Raw genomic sequence first — 24,635 nt, forward strand, 5'->3', positions numbered from 1 at the left:
ATCGTCCAGATCGTCAATAAAACAATCATCCGAAAAAATGAGGAGTAAATGATGCGCAATTTCGCACCTATTATAGGGCTTTTTGCTTTCGTCTTAGCGCTAACAGTGGCATTCAGCTCATGGTACACCATCGACCAAGGTGAGCGTGGCGTTCTGCTTCGTAACGGAGCCCTCGTAGGGACTGCTCAGCCGGGGCTAGGCTTTAAATTGCCATGGATTGAGGAAGTGGTGAAGGTCTCCGTGCAGTCGCGTGCGCAGCTTTACACAGAAGTTCCAGCCTATTCGAAGGATCAGCAATCAGCGGTCTTATCTCTTTCAGTCAATTATCGAATCCCTGCCGATCAAGTCACAGAAGTCTATAGTGTCTACGGCGGTGAAGAAGGCCTCTTGTCTCGTCTTGTAGATCGGCGGGTGAATGAAGACTTAAAGACCGTATTCGGTCAATTCACAGCCGTTGCAGCGATTCAGGATCGTTCACGCCTAAATCTTGAAGTGGCATCAGCCATTCAGAACTCCGTGAAAGGCCCGGTCATCATCGACAGCGTACAGATTGAGAATATCGACTTCTCCGACGCATACGAAGCTAGCATCGAGCAACGCATGCTTGCAGAAGTTGAAGTGCAAAAACTTCGTCAAAATGCTGAACGCGAAAAAGTGCAGGCTGAAATAACGGTAACCCAAGCAAAGGCGAATGCTGACGCTGTGCGCGCGCAGGCAGAAGCAGAAGCCGAGGCAATAAGGATCAAGGGTGACGCAGAAGCGGCATCTATTAAGGCGCGCGGCGACGCACTTCGCGAGAATCCCGGCCTTGTGGCACTGACACAAGCCGAGAAGTGGAACGGCCAGCTTCCGACCACGATGTTGCCAAGTGGCTCCGTTCCAATGCTTCAGCTTCAATAAGCAAACTTGGCGGGGTTTGTCCCGCCAACACCACTACCGACCAGAACACACGAGGAGTCACTTATGGCTATCAGCCTATCAAGCCTCAAATCTACTAAGAGAAACGACCCGCCAGTCATGCTTTTGTATGGAGTCGACGGTATCGGCAAGACCAGCCTTGCCGCTGAGTTTCCAGACCCGATCTATTTGGCCACAGAAGGCGAGCGTCCGCCGTCTGATATCGAAATGGCAACGCCAGGCACGATTGAAAGCTTCGACGACTTGCTCAACATTATCGGCGAGCTGTTGACCGTCGAGCATGATCGGCGCACCGTCATTATTGACAGTGCCGACGGCCTCGAACCGCTTGTCTGGGCTGCTACATGTGCCCGCCTTGGTATCAATAGTATTGAGGAGGCTGGATTCGGTAAAGGCTACGTGGAAGCCGACACCGAATGGAACGAGCTTATGTCAGCGCTGTCGGCGCTCGCTCAAGCTGGCATTTATGTGGTCATCCTCGCCCATCCCGAGATTGTGCGCTTCGACAGCCCGACGACAGATCCTTATTCGAGGTACCAGCCGAAACTGCATAAGCGCGCCAATGCACTTGTTCGCGAAAAGTCTGACGTTGTGGCGTTCATGAACTACCGTGTTTCCATCAAGGAAAAGGAAGTCGCGCGCCAGACAAAGGTCGCCCATGCCGAGGGCGGCAAAGAGCGCCAGATCCATCTGAATGAAGGCGCAGGCTTCAACGCCAAGAACCGGTATTCAATGCCCGACGCCGTTCCATACCGCAAAGGGCAGGGCTTCACCGAGCTGGCGAAATACTGGCCGGTCACGCTGCAGGAGGCTGCGTGATGGGGTGGTTCAGTCCAAATCCTATGCAGCTAAAGTTTGGAGAACCTGTCCATCAGATGGCAATCCGAGCGCTTCTTTCTGGTGCATTGAAACCCGATTCAGAAAGCATTCTGACTTCAACCAAGTATCATTTTGTAGGCCCTCACGGGATTGTTTACCGCGGAAAAGATCGAACTTGGCGTCGAAATACAAGCAATTTTGCGTCTGGTTTAGCTCAATTGTGCGAAGAAATTCAACAGGACTTCAACGAGCGCATAGCGGCACAAGAAAAAGCACGTGAGTACGCTCGCGACAAACTATCTGTTCCCAGCCTTTTTGCGTCCGTTACTAAACAAGAGGAACCCGCATAATGGAAAAAGCACTAGCAGGACTGGTTACGGTTGCCGCCATCCTTTTCTTTGCACCGCTGATCGGCGTTCTATTTGGCGCGTTTTCGGGATGGGTGGTCGGTTTCTTCTTCACTGAAACTGTGCAGGCATTCTTCACCGCTTTGGGCGTCAATGCTGGTCACTTGTCGCTTTGGCAGATTGGCGCTGCGCTTGGATTCATCGGTGGGTTTCTCCGACCCACTGTATTTCGCGCAAAGTCTTAATCTGCGCACTAACCACACCACCAACACGAGGAACTAACAAATGGCAAGACTTGGAACGGCGTTTGACGCCACCCAACACGACACGACGCAGTCGGACTATTCCGAGCTGCCGAACGGCACATACAAGATGGAAATCGAGGCGGCCGACGTGGTGCCGACTTCGACCGGTAGCGGCACTATCCTGAAAACAACGTTGAAGGTGCTCGAGCCCGCTGAATACGCCGAACGCAAGCTGTTCAACAACTACAACATCGAGAACAAAAACCCGACCGCGCAAGAAATTGGTCAAAGGCAATTTGCCAGCCTTTGCCGCGCTCTCGAGATGTCCTCGGTAGAAGACACCGACGACCTGCTCTTTAAGTCGTTCACGGTGCGAGTGGCCCTCGGCAAACCTTCAAAGGACGGGCAGTATCCCGCGCGCGCCGAGATCAAGAAATACTTCTTCCCTGACGAAAACAACGTGCCTGAGCCGAGCATTGACGCTCAACAGCCTGCGGCGGCAGCGCAGCGATCAGCCAATGACAACCGCCCTGCAGCGGCAAACAACAACAAGCCATCGCAGCCTGCAAAAGCTGCGGGAAGCCGTCCTTGGTCTAAGTAAGCACCAAAAAGCTGCCGGTGCTTTCGCGCCGGTAGCCCACCGAACCGAACACGAGGAGTTTTGTATGGCATACGAATCCGAGCGCAGACAGATCGATGGTGCGCTTCCAATACGCTTCGACGGTGCGTTTGTTGCTGGCGGCGCAGTAACGAGCGTATTTACCGGTACTGACATAAATGACGTCGATTTGTATTTCAAATCTCGCCGCGCATTCGAGCGAGCTATTTATGACGCGTATGAGGAAGGCCTATGGTGCGTGGCTGCCAGTAAGCGCGCCGTGACCTTCACCGATCAGAGCAACAATATTGCTCAGCTGATGTATTTTGACTTCTTCCCAAGTGCCCAGTCTATTTTTGACGCCTTTGATTTTACCGTTTGCATGGGAGCGGTGGATCTGGATGCAGGCGCCAAAAGTCCAGATTCCGGATTTGCGTTTCATCCTGACTTTCTGAAGCACAACAGCCAGCGCTTTCTGAAATTCAATGCTGGCACTCGCTATCCACTAGCGTCAGCTACCCGCGTCCTGAAATATCAACAGCGTGGCTACACCATCGGGAAAGGCGACATCATGAAAGTTGCCTTGGTCGTTCGTGGCGTGAAGATCGAAACTTGGGAAGACCTGAAGGACCAGATCGGTGGCGCTTACGGTGACAAGGTTGTGCTCGGAAATGAGGACAAACCTTTCACCATTGAGGCGGCCATCAAGGCACTTACTGTTGAGGATGCCGAAAGTGAACCTTGGGTGCAACCGGCCAACGATAACATGCCGGGCAATGCAGAAGCGCTGCTTGAACAACTTGCCGATCTCAATGGCATCGAATTTGTTCCGCCTGAGCTTGATGAAGACGGCTGGCCTCTAGCAGCCTAAAACCAACCACGGCGCGGTCACCAGCCGCGCCTACCACCAACACGAGGAGAAACCCATGCGGGTAACGCTTGATCGAGCGCAGCTTGCGCACGCCTTGTCGACCGTGACAAAGGCAGTTGAGGCCAGAACGACAACTCCAATTCTTGGCAACGTGCTTTTGTCCGTGGACAAAGGAAAGCTGGGCATCACCGGCACTAATCTTGATCTGGAAATCAGCACCAGCTTGCCGGTTCTGGACAGCCAGGAAGGTACTGTCACGGTTGCAGGTAAGCTACTTCTGGATATTACCAAGCGCGCCACAAGTGACGTTAACTTGGAAGCCGACGGCAATCATCTGGTCGTTAAATCTGGAAAGAGCCGTTTCAAACTAGATACATTGCCAGCTGCTGACTTCCCTTCCTTCAGTCACGGAAGCTTCGACACCACAATCGAAGTCGATCTGGCATCACTCGTGCAGGAAGTGCAGTTCGCTGTCAGCACCGAAGAAACCCGGTATTACCTCTGCGGCGTCTTTCTGGAAGCAAAGGACGGCCATATCGTTGCCACGGCGACAGACGGGCATCGTCTCGCATCGACACGCATTGAGCAGGAAGCCACGTTTGCTCCGGTCATTCTGCCTAACAAGTTGCTCTCATTGCTGCCGACCGGCGTCGCGTCAGTTTCGCTGTCGTCAAACAAGGTGATGGTCGAGAGCGGCTCGACTGTCATCGTGTCGAAACTCGTCGACGGCACATATCCGGATTACGAGCGCGTTATTCCAAAGCCATCGGAGCGTGTAGCTACACTATCGGCAAAAGCACTACGCGAAGCTGTCGGCCGAACGTCGGTTATCGCAAGCGAACGCGGTAAGGCCGTTCGGTTCTCATTTGCTTCGGATGCTCTGACACTGAATGTCGCTAATCCAGATCGCGGCGATGCAACTGAGGAAATGGAGGTCAACTTCAGCAGCGAGCCGCTGACGATCGGTTTCAATGGTCAGTATGTCACCGACCTTATGGCGGCGTTTGGTGCGGATGAAATCACGATGTCGATGGCCGACTCCGGCTCGCCTGCGCTGATCACGTCGGCCGGTCAGCCGGGATATAGGTGCGTAATTATGCCGATGCGGGTTTAGACCGTGGCCCCACTCCCCAAACCTCAATCGACAACCGTCGGCGCGATCTATGCTGCTTACGAGGCCCAGGCGAAATCCTGGGACTCGTGGGGCATCAGCGTGGGCGAGGCTGGCACGGAATGCGACAGGGCGCTTTGGTACGGTTTCAGGTGGGCCTCGGCCCGCGAAGTCCATAGCGGACGCCAGCTGCGCTTGTTTGAAACGGGTAATATCGAAGAAGATCGGCTCGTTGCTGATCTCGAGCGCATCGGCGTCGACGTATACGGGCAGCAAGACAAGATCCGGCTTGTATCTGGCTTTGTGCGCGGCAAGTGCGACGGCAAGGCAATGAATGTGCCGGAGGCGTCGAAGACAGAACACCTGTTAGAGTTTAAATCAAGCAATGCCAAGGGCTTCGCGCTGATTGTTAAGGGCGGCTGTCAGAAAGCAAAGCCGTTGCACTATGCGCAGTGCCAGCTTGGAATGCATGCCTTCGGTTTGAGCCGGTGCCTTTATCTTGTCTCATGCAAGGACAGCGACAGCCTTTATTCAGAGCGCATCGAATACGATCTGGAATTCTGCCTTCGGCTGGTAGCGCGCTGCGAACGCATCGTATTTTCGGACACTCCATCGAGCAGAATTAGCGAAAACCCGGAGTTCTTCGGATGCATGTTTTGCAAGCACAAGGCCGTCTGTCATCACGATGCACAGCCGCGAGTGAACTGCCGAACTTGCCTTCATGCTCAGCCTGAAAGCGGCGGAGATTGCCATATCTCATGCGCGCGATGGGCAAAGCCATTGTCGATCGACGAACAGCGCGACGGGTGCCCAGCTCATCTCTACCTACCGGGCATGGTGAATGGCGAACAGATCGACGTCGACAAGGAGGCCGAGACGATCACTTATAAGATGAAGTCGGGAGAGGTTTGGGTGGATGGCTATAAGGGTTAGGACCAGTATTGGGAGAGGCGGTCTTCTTCGCGATCAATAGATGAATTAAAGTATATCAATGCGTTTGTCAGTAAAGATTTCTCGCTAAGAAATTCATCGGATTTGTAGTCTCCGTCTTCTGTTAGTTTGTTAACTCTGTTCGCAAAGATAGCAGCCAGTCTAGCGTTCTGACGTAGTTCAAAGGGAAATTGACGAGTTATTTTATAAACTTCTTCCTCTGATATTTTGGGATATTGAATATAGTTCGAGTTCGATATTCGACCTATTTTGGTAGACCAGGAATTTTCAGCAAAAGCGACAGAACGATAAATCTCTCTGAGTCTATCTAGATTATCTAGTTCTTCTTTCAGTGAACGCTTTACCGTCGCCACATGCTGTCGTCTATTTGCATCCAACTGCTGCTTGGCAACCACGACAGCAACCAAAACCGGGATGCCCGCAAGGATCGTTCCGTAGTCCTTCATAAGCACCAAGAACGCTTCCCCAAAGGTCGGCAGCTTTGCATAGAGCGCACCGAAGACCATCGCGCAAACACCGACGTAGACCGCAGTCGCCACGTACAAAATCGATGAAGAAAACTGCTCGTTTTCTTTTTCTACTTTCTCTTTATCAGACAAGGTAACGCCCCAACATGCTAACCTTACGAAACTACCAGTCAGAAGCAATAGACGCCGTTTTCGACTATTGGCAAGAGGAGGCAGGTAATCCGCTTGTTGATCTTGCGACCGGCTGCGGCAAGTCGTTGGTTATGGCGTCACTTATCCAGCGCCTTGTCGAGGGCTGGCCTGATATGCGCGTGATGGTCGTTACGCACGTCGCGGAACTGATCGAACAGAATTATCTGGAATTGCTGGGCGTCTGGCCATTCGCGCCTGCAGGTATCTATTCAGCTGGCCTTGGCCGTCGTGACGCTCGCAGTCAGATCGTGTTTGCTGGCATTCAGACTGTTCATAATAAGGCGCAGCAAATCGGTCACGTCGACGTGCTTATGGTCGACGAGTGCCACCTCATCCCGGTCAACAGCAACACGATGTATCGCAAGTTCATTGACGCGCTGCTTGAGGTTAATCCGGATATGAAAATCCTCGGACTGACTGCCACGCCTTATCGGTTGGATAGCGGTCGATTAGATGAAGGCGCAGATCGCCTGTTTGACCAGATCGTCTACACATACGGCGTTGCTGACGGGATCCGTGATGGCTTCCTTGCTCCGCTAACGAGCAAGCCAACCGCTACAGAATACGACGTCAAAGGCGTAGGAAGGCTCGGGGGCGACTACAAGCAGCGCGCGCTAGAGGAAGCGATTAACCGAACCGACCTCAATGATGCTGTGGTTTCTGAGATCATTGCAAAGGGCACTGATCGTCGCTCCTGGCTTTGTTTCTGTGCTGGCGTAAAAGCTGCACTGGACGTGCGCGACGTATTCAGATCACGCGGCATTACATGTGAAGCCGTAACGGGCGATACGCCGAAGGAAGAACGCCGCCGCATACTAGAGGACTTCAAAGCGTACCGCATCCAGTGTGTGACGAACAACTCAGTTCTTACCACAGGATTCAATCATAAGGGCGTTGATTTAATTGCATTTATGCGCCCAACCCTGTCATTGAGTTTGTACGTACAGATGGCCGGCCGTGGCACTCGTCCGCTCTACAAGGCAGGTGCGCCACTAGATACGGTTGAGGAGCGGCTTGCTGCTATCTCGGCAGGACCAAAGAAGAATTGCCTGGTACTCGACTTCGCGAAACTCGTCGACCGGCATGGCCCTGTCGACATGGTCGAGCCGAAAGCGCCAAGCGCTGGCACTGGCGAGCCGCCAATCAAGATCTGCCCAACCGTACCTGACGGCAATGGGGCGGTCGGTTGCGGTGAGAAGGTGCACATCTCGCTGATGAAGTGTCCATGCTGCGGCTATGACTTCCCTCCTAACGAGGACGAGAAGCTAACCCGACAAGCCGCTGACGTTCCGATTGTCAGCACTGCCGAGGCAGAATGGCGCAAGGTGACCGGCCGGACGTTTCATTTCCACGAAGGTAAGGGCGACAAGCCACCGTCGGTCAAGTGCAGCTACATCGCTGGCTATACGCAGATCAATGAATGGCTTTGCCCTCAGCATACTGGTTTCGCACAAACCAAGGCGCATCGATGGTGGACGCAGCACGGAGGCCAGCGGCCGTTTCCAAAGACAGTCATGGAATGGCTTGAGCGTCAGCGCGAGTTGCTTACCACCGACGAAATAAGCGTCGTTCCGAATGGTAAATATTGGAATGTGAAAGACGTGCGGGCAGGCCTTAGTCTTGAAGCAGACAATGACAACGCTCCGGAGCCTGCGAACGACAATGTGTCGGTAGGCCTTTCGGAGATGCTAGACGACGAAATACCGTTCTAAAAAGAGCGGTCCGAAGACCGCTCTTTTGGTAATCACTGGTTAGGAATTACTTCGCCCAACGACCTTCATACTTAAAGTCAGGGGCCTTTTCGAGATCTTCTTTGGTCGTGTCCATCTTGGCTGACCACTTCTTGTCATTCTCAGAATAAAGAATCTCAATGTTCTGGGGTGCCACTACAACATACTTCTCACCAATGCCGAGGAAACCGCCAACTGAAACGATATACCCAGTCAGCGCACCATCAGAAATTACCAAATCCTGGATTTTGCCGATGGTTTCATCTTTAGAATTAACGATGTCCAGGTTCAGGATGTTGTTAGTGATCACATCAGTCGGCTTCGCACTAACGAACACTTCAGTTTCGGTTGTCGTCGCAGTTTGAGCGTTTGCAAAAGAAGCGAGTGCAACCGTAGCGACAGCAGCCAACAGAATACGACGCATGTGAATTCTCCTAATGAAATCTAGACGTTAATGTCGGTATACAAATGCGGAAGGGCTTAAAAAGGTTCCAAAGATAATTCTAAAATTTTGCCGATGATGCGTTGCACGACCACCCATTAACACACCATTTATTATAGTGCCGCACCATCGGCATTACCAACCACACGAGGAGCATCAAATGAATAATGCAGAAACTTACGATCCGTATAACGCCAGAGGGATGGGCCACAACAACCCGCCGACCTCTGCATATGAAGAGATCAAGCAGGAAATCGAAGAACTGTTCGACGAGGCGAAAAACTTCGCGGACGGCGAAGCCATCGACAATCAGGCTCTCGCCGACGCTGTGACCGAGCTCCATGACAAGTTGCATGAGGCTGGAAAGCGCGCCGAAGAAGTTCGAAAAGAAGAGGCTAAGCCGCACGACGACGCCAAAACTGAAATCCAGGCGCGTTACAACAAGCTGATCGGCAATACTAAGACATCAGGCAAAGGCAAGGTCGTGCTTGGCAAGGAAGTGCTTCAAGGGCTACTGACTCCATGGCGCAATAAGGTTGCTGCTGAAAAGGAAGCGGCTGCTCGGCGGGCAAGAGAAGAAGCTGACCACGTCATTCGTGAAGCGCATGAAGCTATGCAAGCAAGCAAGGGCAATCTGGAAGCACGCGAGCAGGCAGAGGAACTGGTCAAAGAAGCGAAACAGGCCGACCGTTGGGCGAAGCGTGAAGACAAGGCAGCAACGACTGGCACTGGCCTTCGTTCGGTATGGCATTGCGATCTGGTCGACGAAGGCGTTGCGCTTGATTGGGCATACGGCCGTGCGCCAGAGCGTTTCAAAGCTGTTGTACAGGCAATGGCCGAAGAAACCGTGCGCGCCGGTATGCGGCAGGTGCCAGGCTTCAATGTGCGTGAGGAAAGGGTGGCGCGGTAACTAGGTTGAGTCAGTTTTTTGTTCGATAAATGGGTAATCTCGCAAGACCAATCGTAACAGAATGCCGGATCTAATTGCCTCTTCTTTTAGCTCCTTCAATGGTATTGGGTGGCTTTGATCGATCTGAAATGTTGCGTCGTCAGATAGGTTTTGTGAGATATACCTTAAAAGATAGGCCCAAACTAAGCAATGGGCTTTCGCTTTACTGTAATCTAACAATGAATAGGAACTATTTACAAGTAGTGTCTGAGACGCGCGATAGTAATAATACGCTTTTTTGGAGAGATCAACGTTGATTACGCTAAGCTGGGCGGATGAAGTAGCTTTCAGGTTGAACATTTTTGTTGTCGAGTTGTAATTAACACCGTAAGTGCGGCGTGTATGGTTTTGGTGCTTATTTAGATCAGATATCAGATCATAAAACTCGGAGGAAACATTTGCGCAGCTAATGATCGCTGCTTGTTTGCGTCGCTTGTTTTCGGTTTGCTCCGATGCTCTAACTTGTTCTCGAGCGCTTACCAACACAAAGACCCCAGCTCCTAGAGCTAAGGACCCGCCAATCAATGTTTGATAAGGTTCAACCCACTTAAGTAAAAGTATCCATCTAGCGCCTTCAAAATAGGCACTGAAACAAGCGCCACTCAGAAACATTCCGCATGTGCTCTCATAGTGCCATGCAACAAATGCCAGCAGGGCCCATGTAGATGCAATGCCGATAGCCCAATACTTCAACTTTTCCATTGAGGCCCCACGCCGAAGAAGAATCGCTGTTCACTTATAGCAACCACCCCGCCAGCCACCAACTGGCGGGTTACCACAGCACGAGGAGAGAATATGTCTTACGCAGAGTTGTTGGCGCGTAAAAGCGCTGATGCACCACTGCGCGGCCTGTCGTCTATTCCGTCACTACATGAAGGCATGTTTGCCTATCAGCGTGACGTGACCGAGTTTCTACTCGGTGTAGGCGGGGGTGCCGCGTTCCTGGATACAGGACTTGGGAAAAGCTTTGTCGCATTAGAATGGGCAAGAGTAGTTTCAGAGCAGATCGGAAAGCCCGTTTTGATGCTGGCACCGCTAGCAGTTGCGCCGCAACACGTTCGTGAGGCGCAGAAATTCGGATACGAAGACGCGCGAGTTGTTCGTTCGCAAGACGATGTTGGACCGGGTATCAACGTCACTAACTACGCCAAAATAGATCATTTCGACCCCAGCGAGTTTGCAGGTGTGGTGCTTGATGAGTCCAGCGTCATCAAGAATTTCACCGGCCAGACAACCCGTAAAATGATTGCGATGTGGAAAGACACACCATTTCGTTTGGCATGCACCGCAACGCCGGCACCGAATGACCACATGGAGTTGGGCCAGCATTCGCAGTTCTTGGGCGTAATGAATTCCAACGAGATGCTAACTCGGTGGTTTATCGCCGATCAAACGAATATGGGCCGCTATCGTCTCAAGGGACACGCCGTAAAACCATATTGGAGTTGGGTTGCGAGTTGGGCCAGATGCATTTCAAAGCCATCAGATCTCGGTTATTCCGACGATGGTTTCGGACTGCCACCTTTGGAAACATTTCGACACGAAATCAGGGCGGACTTGAGTGTCGACGCGGGAGAAATGTTGTTTCGCATTCCGGATACTAGCGCAACAGCCATTCATAAAGAAAAGCGCCTAACTGCCAACGCACGAGCTGAGGCAATCGCGGAGCAGGTCAATTCAGAGCGCTCCGAGCCTTGGGTTGTGTGGTGCGACACTGATTATGAAGCCGATGCTTTGACAAGCCGTATTCCTGATGCAGTCGAGGTTCGGGGATCGATGACGGACAAGGTAAAAGAAGATCGATTGGTTGGGTTCAGCGAAGGAAATATCCGCGTAATCGTCAGTAAGCCGTCAATAGCTGGTTTTGGCTTAAATTGGCAACACTGCGCTCGAATGGCATTTGTCGGACTGTCGTTCAGCTACGAGGCATATTACCAGGCCGTGCGTCGCTGCTACAGATTTGGGCAGAAACGACCAGTTTATGTGCATATTGCGCTAGCAGATACCGAACGAGCGATATGGGACACAATCAATCGCAAAAGCGGCGATCACGCAAATGAAGCGCGAGATGTACTCAGCGATGCGTCGAGCCCATCAGAAACGCCAAGTCAAAATCAACTATCACCCAACTACGCCTGTAAACTTGCCCGATTGGGTGAAGGGAGCTTCTGTATGACCTATGTCCTAGACCAAGCAGCCGGTGACAAATGGGCGGCTTACAATGCAGATTGCGTGCCATTCACACAGGGACTGCCTGATGCGTCTATAGATTTCAGTGTTTACTCCCCGCCTTTCTCTTCGCTCTACATTTATTCGGAGAGCGTTGCAGACATGGGAAATTGCGCGACGGACGATGAGTTCTTTGAGCAATACCGTTACTTGGTGCGCGAAAAATTCCGCGTAACTAGGCCGGGACGCCTCACTGCAATCCACGTCAAAGACCTAGTATATTACCAGAATAGCAGTGAACGTGGCACAGCAGGACTGCGCCCGTTTTCGGATGACTGCACTCGCCTTCACATTGAGGAAGGTTGGGATTTTCATTCGCGGATCACAATCTGGCGCGATCCAGTGCGGGAAATGCAAAAAACAAAAGCTCATGGGCTTCTTTGGAAAACACTTAGAGCTGACAGCACGTTTAGTCGCATGGGTATGCCTGAGTACCTGCTCGTTTTTCGGAAGTGGGCGAAAGATGGCGAAGAAGTTAAACCAGTAACCCACACTAAGGAGAGTTTTCCAGTGACGGACTGGCAGGATCATGCATCGCCAGTATGGAACTTTAGCAAGCAGGATTTGCCCGAGACTGATGTTCTGAATGTTAAGGTTGCCAGATCGGACAAGGACGAAAAGCACCTTTGCCCCATGCCTCTAAACATCACAAAGCGCGAATTGCGTATGTGGTCAAATGCAGGCGACACCGTTTTCTCGCCGTTTATGGGAATTGGATCTGAAGGATACGTTTCTCTGCAAAATAACCGCCGCTTTATCGGAACAGAATTAAATCCAAACTACTTCAAACAGGCCGTGAAAAATCTAGGCGACGCCGCAGCTGTTGGCGAGGTGCCAAAGCCTCTTTGGAGATAACGACAACGTCGGGGCTGCAAATGCAGCCTGACGACATCTGCCACGTCTGCTTCCGTCACTCCGTAGGTCTCGGTGTGCAGGAAAACAAAGAACCGATCCGCTGGCTATGCAAGGAATGCGCTGACATTGCCGAGCATATCCGCACACGCCGCAGGCTAGATCCGTACGAACTTCGCGCGCTTGATACCGGAGTTGAGGCGGTTGGGGAGTTTTTGCACTCGATACAGAAAACCGACCTTGCGGAATGCGACGAGCTGGAAGCGCGCATGCTGGTGAAAGCCGCATGGGAAGGGTGTGGACGAGGGATGCGGGAAGCTTTGAAGGATGCGCCGTTTTAGTTCACTGCAACGGCCCGTTTCGTCTGGCGACATAGAGACCGTTCAATAGATCGACCATGTCATCAGCCTCCTGAATATCGAGGTTGGTGATGTAGGTCTCGTTCACCATCACCACGAGGCCAGTGAATATATCAATCACAGCCCAGGTTCCGTCTGGCATCTGCTTCATATCATAGCGGGTTTCAGCCATGGCAGCGCTCCAAGGATTATTCATGCAGAATATCACCACTCAGCAATTTGCAGAAGACCCAATGCTCGACGTTGCCCTGTCTTATCAGGCGCAAAGCTGGCCCGTTTTTCCGTGCCGTCACTGCGACGAAGAAATCATTGATCCTCAGACAGGCGAAATCGAAATCCTCGCCACTAAGACCCCGCTCACGAGCAACGGGTTCCGTGGCGCGACACTGAACGAGCGCATCGTTCGCGAATACTGGCGCCGTAATCCTTCCGCGATGATCGGCGTGCCCACCGGTGCACCTATTGGTGCATGGGTTCTTGATATCGATCCCAAACACGGCGGCGACGAAACGCTTGCGGCGCTCGAGTCCGCACACGGCGCGCTGCCTGCAACGCTGACCGCAGAAACCACCAGCGGAGGCCGTCACTATTTCTTTCGTCATCGTCAGGGCGTTCGAAACCGCGGCGCGCTTGGCTCAGGCGTCGACGTGCGCGGTGACGGCGGTTATGTTATTGCGGCCGGGAGCGTGCCGGAGGTCGGCTTGCCTTATCGATGGGTATCCGAGCAAGAGCCGGTCGACGCGCCAGACTGGTTACTTGAGCTTGTATTGCCACGCTCATACGAAAGCACTTACGCCGCAGCTCCGTCTGTCAGCGGCAAGATCAACGACCGTTATGTCGAGCGTGCAGTTCAATCGGAGCTTGACGATCTTGCACTTGAACCGATGGGCAATCGCAACAATCGATTGAACGACGCCGCATTTCGTTTGGGAACTTTCGTCGGGGCGGGAGCTCTGGCTGAATCCGAAGCGCGTGCTCTGCTGCAGGATGTAGCCCGAGGATGGGGCCGCGACTGGCCGCGCTGCGTAAAGACGATCGACAACGGCCTTGCTGCTGGTGCCCGCAGCCCTCGCAGCGTGCCGCAGAATGACAACGACAACACGCGTCTGGTAGATATCAGCCGCATGATTGCCAATGGCTTGGCGAAAGCGGAGGCGCGCACCGATGGTGTTCCGGAGTCGGTTTCGGGATTTGATTCATCTAAAAAAGAACCGGAACAAACCACTGAAAATAAAAGAGCAATCATCGCGACGCCGTTCGTTTGGAAAGACCCTTCGACCCTGCCACGGCGTGAGTTTGCGTTCGGTAAGCACTTCATCCGGAAGTATGTTTCAGTGACGGTTGCGCCGGGCGGTCTCGGAAAAACTGCGAACAGTATCGTCGAGGCGCTGGCCATGGCTTCGGGTAAAGCGCTCAATGGCACGAAGCCTCCGAAGCGTCTGAAGGTCTGGTTGTTCAATGCGGAAGATCCCCGCGACGAGCTTGAGCGCCGCATCATGGCTGCGTGTATTCATTTCAATCTGAAGCCAGCTGATATCGATGGACATCTGTTTCTAGACACAGGTCGCGAGCAGGAATTGGTCATTGCGATCGACGACAAGAAAGGCGTGCGCATTCAGGAGCCAGTCGTTGAAGCAGTCGTTGAAACGATCTCTGAGCTTGGCATTGACGTGATGATTGTTGACCCCTTCGTGTCGACGCATCAGGTCAATGAAAACGACAACGGCGCAATCGACAAGGTGGCCAAGCTTTGGGCGCAGGTTGCTGACCGGACGAACTGCTCAATCGATATCGTGCATCATCTGCGTAAGGTGAGCGATCGTGAAGCGACTGTCGAAGACGCTCGTGGTGCTGTGTCCCTGATCGGTGCGGCACGCTCGGTGCGCGTGCTGAACCGCATGTCGGAAGCGCAAGCCAGTGAGGCTGGACTTACACACGAGGCGCGGTTTTCATATTTCAGCGTGGTCTATGGCAAATCGAACTTGTCGGCGCTTTCTCACAAGGCTGACTGGCGCAAGCTGGAAAGTGTCGCTCTGGGCAACGGGCAGGGCCTAACCAAGCCTCAAGACCATGCGCCAGTTGTGACGTCGTGGGCGTGGCCGACGAGCGAGGAAGTGGCTGAAACACTTACCGAAGACGAACGCGACGCAATCCGTGGCGTTGTGAACGGCGGCATGTACAAACCGGCGCCGCAGGCCAAGGAATGGGTAGGGCGTGCCGTTGCATATGCACTGCAGCTAGACGTTGACGAGGAGACAGATAAGAAGCGTGTCGGCATGATCACCAAGGCGCTGTTCGCTGAGGGCTTCTTAATGAAGGTGGAAGACCGGGACCCTGTTCAGCGCAGGGCCACGACGTTTGTTCGAGCGGCGTAAAGACGCAGAAAATTGGGTAGCAAAAACGTTCGTGAGAGCTACAGTCAGCCCAAAACTAAAAGGAGACTGTTATGGCGGATGGCAACTTTTCTGGCGCTAAACGTAGCGTTGTGGTTGATGGGTTCACGAATAGTGTTTTGGACCCGAAAGAGCCAATGCTCGGGCCATTGCAAAGCGGCGGCACAATCATTGCAAATACTGCTCCTGGGTGCTGGGGGCCAATGATAACTCCACGGTTGCGCGGTGGGCATGAGGTGACAAAGCCCGTTTTCATTGAAGGAGCTGAGGTTGGGGACGGAGTTGTCATTCGTATTCGAGACGTATCGGTCACGTCGTTAGCTACAGCTTCCGGTCATGACACGGTTTCCAATCAGTTTTGCTTGGGTGACCCCTTTGTAGCCGCACGATGCCCTACCTGTGACGAAGTCTGGCCTGAAACGCACATAGAAGGAGTGGGGCAAGATTCTGTCCGCTGTAATAAGTGTGGAGAGGCCATAAAGCCGTTCACCATGGAGCACGGTTACACCGTTGTTTTTGATGATACGCAGTCAGTAGGTGTAACACTGCCTCAAGATGCAGCGCGCAAGATCGCCGAAAATGCTGATCACTATGCATCTCTGCCGGATAACTCGGTGCAGCACTCAATCTTGAATTATGCTCCTTCGGACCTTGTTGGTGCAATCGTTCGAATGCGTCCATTCTTGGGGCAGCTAGGCACGACTCCGTCTATTGCTATGCCAGACTCACACAATGCAGGTGACTTTGGCTCCTTCCTTGTCGGAGCGCCTCACAGTTACGCGCTTACTCCAGAACAGCTTCTGGAGCATAAGACCGATGGTCATATGGATATCGACGCTGTTCGTGCAGGTGCGGTTTTAGTTTGTCCTGTAAAAGTTAAGGGTGCTGGCGTCTATATGGGCGACATGCATGCGTCGCAGGGGGACGGTGAAATCGCTGGTCACACCATGGACGTGGCAGGAAGTGTTACGCTTCAGGTTGAAGTTCTGAAAAAATATAACAATGACGGACCTGTATTATTTCCACTGCTGGAAGATCTTCCTCCACTGGCCCGTCCATTCACCGAGGAAGAGAGGCAGAAGGCGTTCAAATTGGCGCAACAATGGGGCGTTGAAAGAGCCGAAGAAGTGGCGCCGATCTCTGTTATTGGAACGGCACAGAATATGAATGCCGCAATCATCAACGGTTTGGAGCGTGCATCAAAGCTTCTTGGCATGACTGTTGCTGAAGTCCGTAATCGGGCCACAGTGAACGGAGCCATTGAGATTGGGCGCGACCCAGGTGTAATTCAGGTTACTTTTTTAGCGCCACTGAAGAATCTAGACGCGGCTGGTCTTGGAGACATTGCGCGCAAGCAATACAGCCTCTGATCATCCTATCGTAATGAGTTAGAGCGCCCTACGGGGCGCTTTTTTTGTAGAAGAAATCATCTATAGCCTCCGAAGTTTTCCTGCACAGGCATCTATCTATCCTTATAGGAAGTTTTATATTGAATAAGGTATTAGTAGCAAATCTTCTTAATTTTATCTCGCGCTGGCTACTGGATTTTAGGTGACAATATGGACAAAAAGTTCTCCTTTCTGCATGCAGAAGGCCGGTCGGTCGACGAGATTAAAGCAGTCGATTGGAGTAGAACGCCTTTAGGTGACCCCGCCAACTGGCGACCTACACTAAAAACCGCTGTTCAGATGATGCTTTCTTCACATTTTCCGAAAGCGATTTGTTGGGGTGCTAATTACATTACACTATTTAATGACGCGTTCCGTCCTATTTTGGGAAAGAAAGCGGGCTGCATGGGGAAGCCGTTTAGTGAAATATGGGCGGAGGCCTGGTCGGACATCAGCACCATCGCCGATAAGGCGTATGGGGGAGAAGCTACATTTATCGAGGACTTTCCTCTAGTAATTGATCGTTATGGCTTCCCTGAGCAGTGCTATTTCACGTTTTGCTATAGTCCCATTCGCGATGATGATGGCAGCGTTGGAGGCTTTATGGATACAGTTGTCGAAAGCACTGGAAAGGTTGAAGCTGAAAAAAATGCGGCAGTATTTAACGCCGAGTTGGCACATCGAATTAAAAACAATTTTAGCATCATCAATTCTATTGCGAGTCAAACGTTCGTCCATTCTGACCCCGAAGACCTCAGGGTGTTTGCCGAGCGAATAAGAGCTTTAAGCAATGCACACGATGTTTTGCGTTTAGGCAAACATTCGAACGGCCACATCAAGCAGCTGATTGCCGGCACATTGGCGGCGCTGGCTATCGAATCGCGTGTAAAGGTAGACGGTCCTGATATACTTATAGGCCCCAAGGGAGGATCCGCTCTTTCCCTCTTGGTTCATGAGCTCAGCACAAATGCAATTAAGTACGGCGCGCTCTCTAATAATATCGGCAGTGTCAGTATCGAAATATCTTCGGATTTAGTGGATGGTATTGAAACGCTGGCTTTCAGATGGAGCGAGTTTGGTGGGCCGCTGGTGGTTCAACCTGATAGAAAGGGGTTCGGTTCGAAACTCATAAGAATGGGGTTAAGTGGAGGCGGCGTCGCTAAGCTTGATTTTTTACCAACGGGAGTTGTTGCCGAGTTCACCGCGCCTCTTGTTTCTTTGATGGAAGAAAATCGTCATTTGCACGATAGCTATGACAAACGAATACACAACCCGCTGTCACAATCAAAATACAACCATAGGTAACGCGTAAGTCATGCTGCGTAAGTCTCAAAAAACCTAAAAAGACTTGCGCAAAAGCACGCTGCTTTTAGTGCGTAAGAGTTCTTATATAGAAACTTACGCACAAAGCGCGCAGCGCGTAGTTCTATGCGTTTGAGAACTACGCACTTTTGAGAAAATTTCCTGATTGAAAAATACAACCTGATTTGAGGTTGGTTGAAATATTTGAACGCGCGGTGTCGGCCATTAACACCAGATTTATTGTGTCGGTACACACTCACACTGCCGCTACCAACGGCATGAATTACCACCGCAACAAACACGAGGAGAACACATGGCTCGCAACCGCTCACGCGCGCCTGCAGCAAAAACAAAAGCCACGACGCAAACCGTCCGCATCAATGGCGTTCGAACAATCATCACGACACGAGATGGAAAGGTGACGACAAAAGCGGCCCTGCCTCTGGAATGGGAACTGCAAGCTGCACAGGTTCGGGCATTACGCAGATTGCCAGAATACGTTCACACAGCGCGAGACGTTCGACCGGGAACATTCACACTGGCTGGAGATCAAAACGCAGCCAAGCGTGGCCCCAAGGCAAGAGCCGAAGCATTAGCAGCAGGACTGACGCCGGGAGAAGCAGACGTCCGGATATACCTCTACGGTGGCGTACTGAGGCAAATCGAAAACAAGGTCGGCAAGGCCAAACTCGAACCAAGCCAGATAACCCGCCATCCGTTGCTTGATGCTCTCGGCTTTCCCGTCGTGGTCGTCAGGGCTGTCACCGAAGAAGATGCAGCAGAGCAGGCAGTCAGGTTGGTTAAAGGCTGGTTGAGTGAAAGCGCGACAAACCAAGCCGCGTAAGTGACGAACCAAACACGAGGAGAATTTTATGAGCAATGCAGTAACAAACAGAATCATCCCTGAAGGCTTCTATTGGTCAAAGTTGTGCGGAATGGCTTTAAGGAAGAGACAGATTGGGTCACCAGTCACGGTAGAACGGCACAACATGGCCCCAAATTCTTTGTTGAGGCGGGTACTTGCAGAAATATCGCCTGTCGAGAACGACGCGAATGAAGCCAAAAAACTGACATCAGAAGACGCTTCCCGTTACGGTTCCGCACTGTGGTCTGGCAAATTGAAAGAATATTTCTCTTGGAGGGCGGAGCAGGGGTTATCGTGGTGGCATGAACAAGAGCGCCTTTATCCTTTAGCAGCCAATGATAATTCGGCGGCAGCAGTCAGGAAGGCAGCATGAGTAGACACAAATCTCTTGCCGGAGCCATGGCTGCTTTGATGGCTTACAAAAAACGGCCTGAAAGCGAAATCACACCCGTTTCAACAAACTGGAATGTGGTGCCTGAGAATAGCAACGAACCCGAAGTGATATCGCAGATGCATACTGAGCGACGCATTCAAATACTTCCGACCGTTGAGGAAATCATGCGGAATGTCGGCAGTGAGGACATCGAGCGCAATGATCTAGGCCAGATAGTGCGTATTGGTCGGCTCAAATTCAGCGATGGTACGCAGGTTGAGGCTGGAAACAAATATGGACCCGGTGGCGAGGTAATCGCCACCAAACATCGGATGCCAGCTGGTGCAATGCTTGGATGCCGCGAACAGGAGAGCAGAACGCTAGGCGGAGAAGAAAACCCATCTGAAGTTGCAGCAAGTAATAGCTACTTTCTAGCTGCGTTCGAATTGAAGCGCCGAGAGCGTATTCCATCAGGCAAAAAGACAAAGCGAACATATCAAACGCATGACCAAGCGAAAGAGGAACTAGCGAAGGCGTACGCAAACACGCCGCAGCTGCCGCCAGTGACTTACTGCCCGCCGGGGCTGCCCAATGCTGGTAGCAAGATCGCTGATAGCTTTCTGGGCATGAAGAAAACGACGATTGGTGAATCTGGATCAATGGGGTGGCAAGACGTTTCTACTGCCTTGGTCGATCGAGAGATATGGGCGCAGGCAATTGAGGCGTTATCAGAGAGGGATCGGACGGCGCTGAATTCTGCGGCGCATGGGAAGGTGAGGAACTACGAAGGGTTAGGAATATCTTTGGGCTTCAAGCCAGAATATTCCAGACGGAGGGGTGGGCGGAAGGCTCTGACAGCCGCGAATGATAACCTCCAAGAAAATATAAAAAGATTTTCTGCTTAGGTCCATATTTTGCATAGTTATGGTTCTTAGATGTGAAGGGGTCGTGATGGAAGCATTACGACCCCAACCTATTTCCGGCAACGGACCCTGCGCTATGCTGCATTTCGTTGCAGCCTCTGAGTGTGGGGTAACTATCAAAAGACAAGTCATTATCGCTTAGCATGCTTTGTATGATCAGTGACGCTCGTCTTCAAATCCCCGGCGCCGTTTCTCCTCCGGCAGACGGGATACGGCGGGTTGAGCTCATTCCTGTGGGCTCCCCGCCGATCAAGCGCTGGCGATGCCTACTGGATCCAAATGGGTACCCAGTCCCTCAGGCCTTCTCCTATTTAGGACGTGCCTGCCAAAAGCAGGACAGAGGCCCGGTAGGTATTTGGGGCCCTCTGGTGTCACCCATCGCCAACGGAATTTCATTAATTGAGATGTAAAAAAAAGCAAGTGGAGATAGCTAATTGTTTGATCGTCTATTCCGAATTGCAACTGACGTTGTAACAACTCCTGTCGCAGTAGTTGCTGACGTGGTTACACTAGGCGGATTGGTCAATGATCGTGATGAGCCATATATTGTCACGAAGGCTCGGCGTGTCAGCAGCGAAACGGCAAAGGTCATTGACAAATTGGCATCATGACACAACGCACATGGCTTCGCCTCTATAAGACTGCCAAATGGCAGCGAATGCGCGAGCGACAACTGACCGAGCAACCGCTTTGCATGTTCTGCTTACAGGTAGGCGACGTTGAACCGGCGACGGTATGCGATCATGTCATCGCTCATAAGGGCGACGAGTTCCTCTTCTGGGATGCAGGCAACCTTCAGTCACTTTGCAAGACGTGCCATGACCGAACCAAGCAACGCTTGGAGCGAGGCCAGGACATCGTGACCTTCGGGGCCGACGGGTGGCCGATTTGACCCCTGGGGGCATCAAAAAGTTGACGAAGGTCGTAAACCCCGGAACGGCGAGGGACTGTCGAACGCGATCCCGCAAGTTTTCAAAGTTTTTTTACAGGTGAATAATGGGCGCAAGAGGGCCAAGGCCTGAAACGCCTGAAATTCAGGCGCTGAAGGGCAATCCGGGCAAGCGAAAGAAGCGTGCCCCGTCGATACGTCCTAACGGCGATGTTTATATTCCAAACTATTTAGATGACGATGCCCGCGAGTGCTTCGAGATGATCGTCTCGGCTATGCCGCCAAGCACTTACGCGGCGACAGATGCGGGCGGTATTGCCGTTTACGCGGCCGCATGGGCCGACCATAAGCGCGCGACAGAAGCGTTAAAAACATTACCGGCATTGGTGCCAGGGTCGACCGGGAATCTGTCAGTAAACCCATGGTTCAAAATCAAGAATGAAGCTGCACGCATTATGATGGCGATGGGCGACCGCTTAGGGTTGGATCCAAAATCGCGTGCTGGTCTTGTTGCGCCAGAGGAGAAGCCAAAATCGAAGTTCGCAGGCCTGATTGGGCAAAGCGCGGTGAAGGCGTAACCCAACTGGGGCTGAACCGTGCAGAACGTGTGATCCAGTTCATTGAGCTGTTGCGCGTACCGAGCGGTGAAGGACAGGGCGGGCAACTACTGCTTAGACCTTGGCAAAAGCAGTTCATATCCGATTTGTATGCGCCGCATGACGCGAAAGGCCTTCGACGCGTGAGGCGGGCCTTGCTGTCAGTTGCGCGTAAAAACGGCAAGACGGCGATTATTGCTGCCATTGCACTGGCTCATCTTATCGGGCCTGAGGCTATACAGAATGGAGAAATCTATTCAGCCGCTAATGATCGAGAGCAGGCGGCACAGGTTTTCAAATTTATTCGCCAGTTGGTGGAAGCTGATGAAGAATTAAGCCAAGCGCTTGACGTCGTACCGTCGACCAAAACTGTTGTGTGCAAGAGCAATGGCTCCTTTTACAGGGCGCTGAGCGCCGAAGCAGGCACAAAGCACGGATTAAACCCATCTGTTTGGATTTACGACGAGCTTGCCCAGTCTAAAAATCAAGAGCTCTATGAGGTAATGAATACTTCTCAGGGCGCTCGGCAAGAGCCGCTTGGGATCGTCATTTCTACACAGTCGCCAGATCCTGAACATCCGCTTTCAAAGTTGATCGATGATGGCCTTGTAGCCGACGATCAAACCGTTCTAGTTCACCTGTATTGCGCAGATGACGACGCCGATATCATGGACGTAGATGCGTGGAACGCAGCAAATCCGGCTTTAGGAGACTTCAGGTCTATTGAAGATCTCAAGGCGCTTGCTGTGCAGGCGTCTCGCATGAAGACAATGGAATCGAGTTTTCGGAACCTGTATCTCAACCAGCGTGTAGATCAGACGTCCCCGCTGATTCCTCGTTCCGAATGGAAGGCGTGCCAGACAGGCGGAACACTTATAGCTGGAGAACGAGCCTTTTTTGCCCTCGATCTTTCGGGCGTGCATGATCTGACCTCTCTTGTCGGTGTGAGCGCCGACGCGAGTGAGGATAGGTTAAAGGCGTGGAACTGGAAGCCACAAGAGTTTCTGCTAGATCATGCAAAACGCGATCGTGCACCTTACGATGTTTGGGCAGCGGAAGGGTGGCTAGATACGCCTCCGGGCCGTGCTATTGATTATGCGTATGTTGCTCAGCGAATAGCTGAAATTCGCGAAGAATATGATGTTGTCGGGTTGGCATATGATCGCTGGCGCATCGAACAGCTGCTTGTCGAATTTCAGCGCATTGGTGTCGACGTCTATATCGACGGTAAGGATAAGCCATTTGATGGCGCGTTGCGCCTTGTTCCGTGGGGGCAGGGATATCGCGATATGTCACCAGCGGTTGAAGCACTTGAAGCTTCAGTGATTCATCGTCGCTTAAAGCACGATGGCAATCCCGTGCTGACTTTCTGCTTTGCGAACGCGATCGTGGCAACTGACGCATCCGGTAATCGCAAACTCGATAAGAGCAAAACTAGATTTCGTATCGACGGCGCCGTCGCATCAGCGATGGCGATCGGCCTGAAGGCTCGCGAAGTTACACCCGAAGAGCGGGAAAACCTCGATGACTTTATCAATAACATGGTCGTCATCGCCTAACTCACGACGGAGCGATTATGGGCTTCATTGATAGATGGGTCGGAAAACCCATCAAGCTCACCGACGGCGAGTTCTGGCGAGGTTTCTTCGGCCTTGGAACTACGTCAGGTGAAACAGTCACTTATGAAAAGGCTCTAGAGCTCGATGCCGTATGGGCGTGCGTAAATCTCATAGCTAATTCTGTGAAGACGCTGCCCTGCAACGTGTTCAAAGACGACGGCGTCACCATTGATCGTGAAAACGTTCTCTATGAGCTACTCCACGATATGCCCAATCTTGATGACACAGCGTCTGATTTTTGGGCGATGGTGGCCATGTGCCTTTGTCTGGACGGTAACTTTTTCGCCGAAAAGAAGATGAACGGCGGTCGCCTTACAGCTTTGAATCCGTTTCATCCACTAGCTGTTAAGGTCTGCCGTGACGATCGGAACAATCGCTATTACGAAGTGACTGAAACCACCAAAGGCAAGTCAGGCACCATCCGCCGTATCAGCGAAGATAAGATGTTCCACGTTCGGGGCATGGTTATTCCTGGTTGTGATCGTGGTCTTTCGCCAATTGGCGTTGTCAGGAACACTGTCGGCAACGCGCTTGCGGGTGAAAAGACGGCTGGCAAGATGTTTGCCAACGGCATGCAGGTTGCGGGCGTTCTTTCATCTGACCAGATCCTTAAGTCGGATCAACGTAAGCAGCTTGGTGAAGTGCTTAGCCAGTTCGCAGGGTCCGATAAGGCTGGCAAGATTGCCGTTCTCGAAGCTGGACTTAAATACCAGCAGCTAACGATCAATCCACAAGATGCACAGATGCTCGAAACGCGGCAATTCAGCGTTGAGCAGATCTGCCGCATCTTCGGCGTGCCCCCTGTCATGATTGGCCATGCGTCGAACGGGACGACCACTTGGGGCAGCGGGATTGAGCAGCTAATCCTGCAGTTTACCAAGACATGCCTCACTCCGTTACTGCGCAGTATTGAATCGGCAGTCTATCGCGATTTGCTGGACGCAAAGACGCGCAAAACGACTGTTGTAAAGTTCAATATGGAAGGCTTGCTGAGAGGCGATAGCCAAGCGCGCGCTGACTTCCTGCAGAAGATGGTCAATACCGGCATTTATACGCCAGATGAGGCCCGCAGTTACGAAAACAAGGCGTCCAAACCAGGGGGCGATCAGCTCATCGTCAACGGAACAATGCAACCTTTGCACGGCATCGGCCACAACGGCGGACCATCGATTGATGACGCGCCCGAAACGAGCGCTGCTTAAGGGAT

General features: G+C 52.2%; 26 protein-coding genes. 22 read left to right on the plus strand and 4 right to left on the minus strand.

The window, feature by feature from the left end; translation table 11 throughout:
- Positions 1 to 51: 51 nt before the first annotated feature.
- The 8 genes from H5024_RS17000 (at position 52) to H5024_RS17035 (ending at position 5,842) form a co-directional block, all read left to right on the plus strand.
- On the plus strand, positions 52 to 900 hold the full coding sequence (locus H5024_RS17000; protein ID WP_187548678.1) for a prohibitin family protein: 849 nt from the start codon (positions 52 to 54) through the stop codon (positions 898 to 900).
- A 63-nt stretch (positions 901 to 963) separates the two neighbouring features.
- Complete coding sequence (locus H5024_RS17005) at positions 964 to 1,737, plus strand: ATP-binding protein (protein WP_187548285.1); 774 nt, start codon at positions 964 to 966, stop codon at positions 1,735 to 1,737.
- Positions 1,737 to 2,087, plus strand: a complete 351-nt coding sequence (locus H5024_RS17010; protein WP_187548286.1) for a hypothetical protein — start codon at positions 1,737 to 1,739, stop codon at positions 2,085 to 2,087. The genes H5024_RS17005 and H5024_RS17010 overlap by 1 nt, the downstream gene beginning before the upstream one ends.
- Positions 2,087 to 2,329 carry a hypothetical protein gene (locus H5024_RS17015; RefSeq protein WP_134152525.1) on the plus strand — a complete coding sequence of 81 codons (243 nt, stop codon included), beginning with the start codon at positions 2,087 to 2,089 and terminating at the stop codon, positions 2,327 to 2,329. The genes H5024_RS17010 and H5024_RS17015 overlap by 1 nt, the downstream gene beginning before the upstream one ends.
- Positions 2,330 to 2,369: 40 nt before the next feature.
- Positions 2,370 to 2,930, plus strand: coding sequence for a DUF669 domain-containing protein (locus H5024_RS17020; RefSeq protein ID WP_187548287.1), 561 nt, complete (start codon positions 2,370 to 2,372; stop codon positions 2,928 to 2,930).
- Positions 2,848 to 3,798: a hypothetical protein gene (locus H5024_RS17025; RefSeq protein ID WP_187548288.1), complete on the plus strand. Its 951-nt coding sequence runs from the start codon at positions 2,848 to 2,850 to the stop codon at positions 3,796 to 3,798. Before H5024_RS17020 ends, H5024_RS17025 begins: the two co-directional genes overlap by 83 nt.
- Positions 3,799 to 3,853: 55 nt before the next feature.
- Positions 3,854 to 4,912, plus strand: coding sequence for a DNA polymerase III subunit beta (gene dnaN, locus H5024_RS17030; protein ID WP_187548289.1), 1,059 nt, complete (start codon positions 3,854 to 3,856; stop codon positions 4,910 to 4,912).
- Between the two features lie 3 nt (positions 4,913 to 4,915).
- Positions 4,916 to 5,842, plus strand: coding sequence for an oxidoreductase (locus H5024_RS17035; RefSeq protein WP_187548290.1), 927 nt, complete (start codon positions 4,916 to 4,918; stop codon positions 5,840 to 5,842).
- Here the strand turns inward: H5024_RS17035 and H5024_RS17040 are convergent.
- The gene (locus H5024_RS17040) at positions 5,839 to 6,459 is read right to left on the minus strand and encodes a hypothetical protein (RefSeq protein ID WP_187548291.1); all 621 of its coding nucleotides are present in this window, start codon (positions 6,457 to 6,459) and stop codon (positions 5,839 to 5,841) included. The genes H5024_RS17035 and H5024_RS17040 overlap by 4 nt on opposite strands.
- A gap of 14 nt (positions 6,460 to 6,473) precedes the next feature.
- Here H5024_RS17040 and H5024_RS17045 point away from each other — a divergent pair, with 14 nt between their 5' ends.
- The gene (locus H5024_RS17045) at positions 6,474 to 8,231 is read left to right on the plus strand and encodes a DEAD/DEAH box helicase (protein WP_187548292.1); all 1,758 of its coding nucleotides are present in this window, start codon (positions 6,474 to 6,476) and stop codon (positions 8,229 to 8,231) included.
- 46 nt (positions 8,232 to 8,277) lie between these two features.
- Here the strand turns inward: H5024_RS17045 and H5024_RS17050 are convergent, their stop codons facing one another.
- Positions 8,278 to 8,673 (minus strand): PRC-barrel domain-containing protein, encoded by a 396-nt coding sequence (locus tag H5024_RS17050; RefSeq protein WP_187548293.1) that lies wholly within the window; start codon positions 8,671 to 8,673, stop codon positions 8,278 to 8,280.
- A gap of 178 nt (positions 8,674 to 8,851) precedes the next feature.
- Between H5024_RS17050 and H5024_RS17055 the strand changes: the two genes are divergently transcribed.
- Entirely contained in the window at positions 8,852 to 9,601 is a 750-nt protein-coding gene (locus H5024_RS17055; RefSeq protein WP_247875321.1) for a hypothetical protein, read from the plus strand.
- Here the strand turns inward: H5024_RS17055 and H5024_RS17060 are convergent, their stop codons facing one another.
- Positions 9,602 to 10,342 (minus strand): hypothetical protein, encoded by a 741-nt coding sequence (locus H5024_RS17060; RefSeq protein WP_187548294.1) that lies wholly within the window; start codon positions 10,340 to 10,342, stop codon positions 9,602 to 9,604.
- A 93-nt stretch (positions 10,343 to 10,435) separates the two neighbouring features.
- Between H5024_RS17060 and H5024_RS21335 the strand changes: the two genes are divergently transcribed.
- Both H5024_RS21335 and H5024_RS17070 read left to right on the plus strand, forming a co-directional pair.
- Complete coding sequence (locus H5024_RS21335) at positions 10,436 to 12,724, plus strand: DNA methyltransferase (RefSeq protein WP_247875322.1); 2,289 nt, start codon at positions 10,436 to 10,438, stop codon at positions 12,722 to 12,724.
- A gap of 20 nt (positions 12,725 to 12,744) precedes the next feature.
- Positions 12,745 to 13,062 carry a DUF6511 domain-containing protein gene (locus tag H5024_RS17070; protein WP_187548295.1) on the plus strand — a complete coding sequence of 106 codons (318 nt, stop codon included), beginning with the start codon at positions 12,745 to 12,747 and terminating at the stop codon, positions 13,060 to 13,062.
- A 1-nt stretch (position 13,063) separates the two neighbouring features.
- Here H5024_RS17070 and H5024_RS17075 read toward each other — a convergent pair whose 3' ends face one another.
- Positions 13,064 to 13,276 carry a hypothetical protein gene (locus tag H5024_RS17075; RefSeq protein ID WP_247875323.1) on the minus strand — a complete coding sequence of 71 codons (213 nt, stop codon included), beginning with the start codon at positions 13,274 to 13,276 and terminating at the stop codon, positions 13,064 to 13,066.
- Here H5024_RS17075 and H5024_RS17080 point away from each other — a divergent pair.
- The 10 genes from H5024_RS17080 (at position 13,275) to H5024_RS17125 (ending at position 24,630) form a co-directional block, all read left to right on the plus strand.
- Positions 13,275 to 15,455 (plus strand): bifunctional DNA primase/polymerase, encoded by a 2,181-nt coding sequence (locus tag H5024_RS17080; protein WP_247875324.1) that lies wholly within the window; start codon positions 13,275 to 13,277, stop codon positions 15,453 to 15,455. The two genes, H5024_RS17075 and H5024_RS17080, sit on opposite strands and share 2 nt — an antisense overlap.
- Before the next feature lie 71 nt (positions 15,456 to 15,526).
- Positions 15,527 to 16,843 (plus strand): acetamidase/formamidase family protein, encoded by a 1,317-nt coding sequence (locus H5024_RS17085; protein WP_187548296.1) that lies wholly within the window; start codon positions 15,527 to 15,529, stop codon positions 16,841 to 16,843.
- A 189-nt stretch (positions 16,844 to 17,032) separates the two neighbouring features.
- Positions 17,033 to 18,166, plus strand: a complete 1,134-nt coding sequence (locus H5024_RS17090) for a PAS domain-containing sensor histidine kinase (protein ID WP_187548297.1) — start codon at positions 17,033 to 17,035, stop codon at positions 18,164 to 18,166.
- Between the two features lie 310 nt (positions 18,167 to 18,476).
- Entirely contained in the window at positions 18,477 to 19,007 is a 531-nt protein-coding gene (locus H5024_RS17095; RefSeq protein ID WP_187548298.1) for a VRR-NUC domain-containing protein, read from the plus strand.
- Between the two features lie 28 nt (positions 19,008 to 19,035).
- A complete protein-coding gene (locus H5024_RS17100) occupies positions 19,036 to 19,401 on the plus strand; it encodes a hypothetical protein (protein ID WP_187548299.1) in 366 nt (121 codons plus the stop codon).
- Positions 19,398 to 20,306: a hypothetical protein gene (locus tag H5024_RS17105; RefSeq protein ID WP_187548300.1), complete on the plus strand. Its 909-nt coding sequence runs from the start codon at positions 19,398 to 19,400 to the stop codon at positions 20,304 to 20,306. Before H5024_RS17100 ends, H5024_RS17105 begins: the two co-directional genes overlap by 4 nt.
- 712 nt (positions 20,307 to 21,018) lie before the next feature.
- Complete coding sequence (locus H5024_RS17110; RefSeq protein ID WP_348770720.1) at positions 21,019 to 21,216, plus strand: HNH endonuclease signature motif containing protein; 198 nt, start codon at positions 21,019 to 21,021, stop codon at positions 21,214 to 21,216.
- A gap of 104 nt (positions 21,217 to 21,320) precedes the next feature.
- The gene (locus tag H5024_RS17115; RefSeq protein WP_187548302.1) at positions 21,321 to 21,791 is read left to right on the plus strand and encodes a P27 family phage terminase small subunit; all 471 of its coding nucleotides are present in this window, start codon (positions 21,321 to 21,323) and stop codon (positions 21,789 to 21,791) included.
- Between the two features lie 29 nt (positions 21,792 to 21,820).
- Positions 21,821 to 23,368, plus strand: coding sequence for a terminase TerL endonuclease subunit (locus tag H5024_RS17120; protein ID WP_187548303.1), 1,548 nt, complete (start codon positions 21,821 to 21,823; stop codon positions 23,366 to 23,368).
- Positions 23,369 to 23,385: 17 nt separating this feature from the next.
- A complete protein-coding gene (locus tag H5024_RS17125) occupies positions 23,386 to 24,630 on the plus strand; it encodes a phage portal protein (RefSeq protein WP_187548304.1) in 1,245 nt (414 codons plus the stop codon).
- Positions 24,631 to 24,635: the final 5 nt, after the last annotated feature.

It is taken from the genome of Ochrobactrum sp. Marseille-Q0166 (assembly GCF_014397025.1).
Lineage (GTDB): Bacteria > Pseudomonadota > Alphaproteobacteria > Rhizobiales > Rhizobiaceae > Brucella.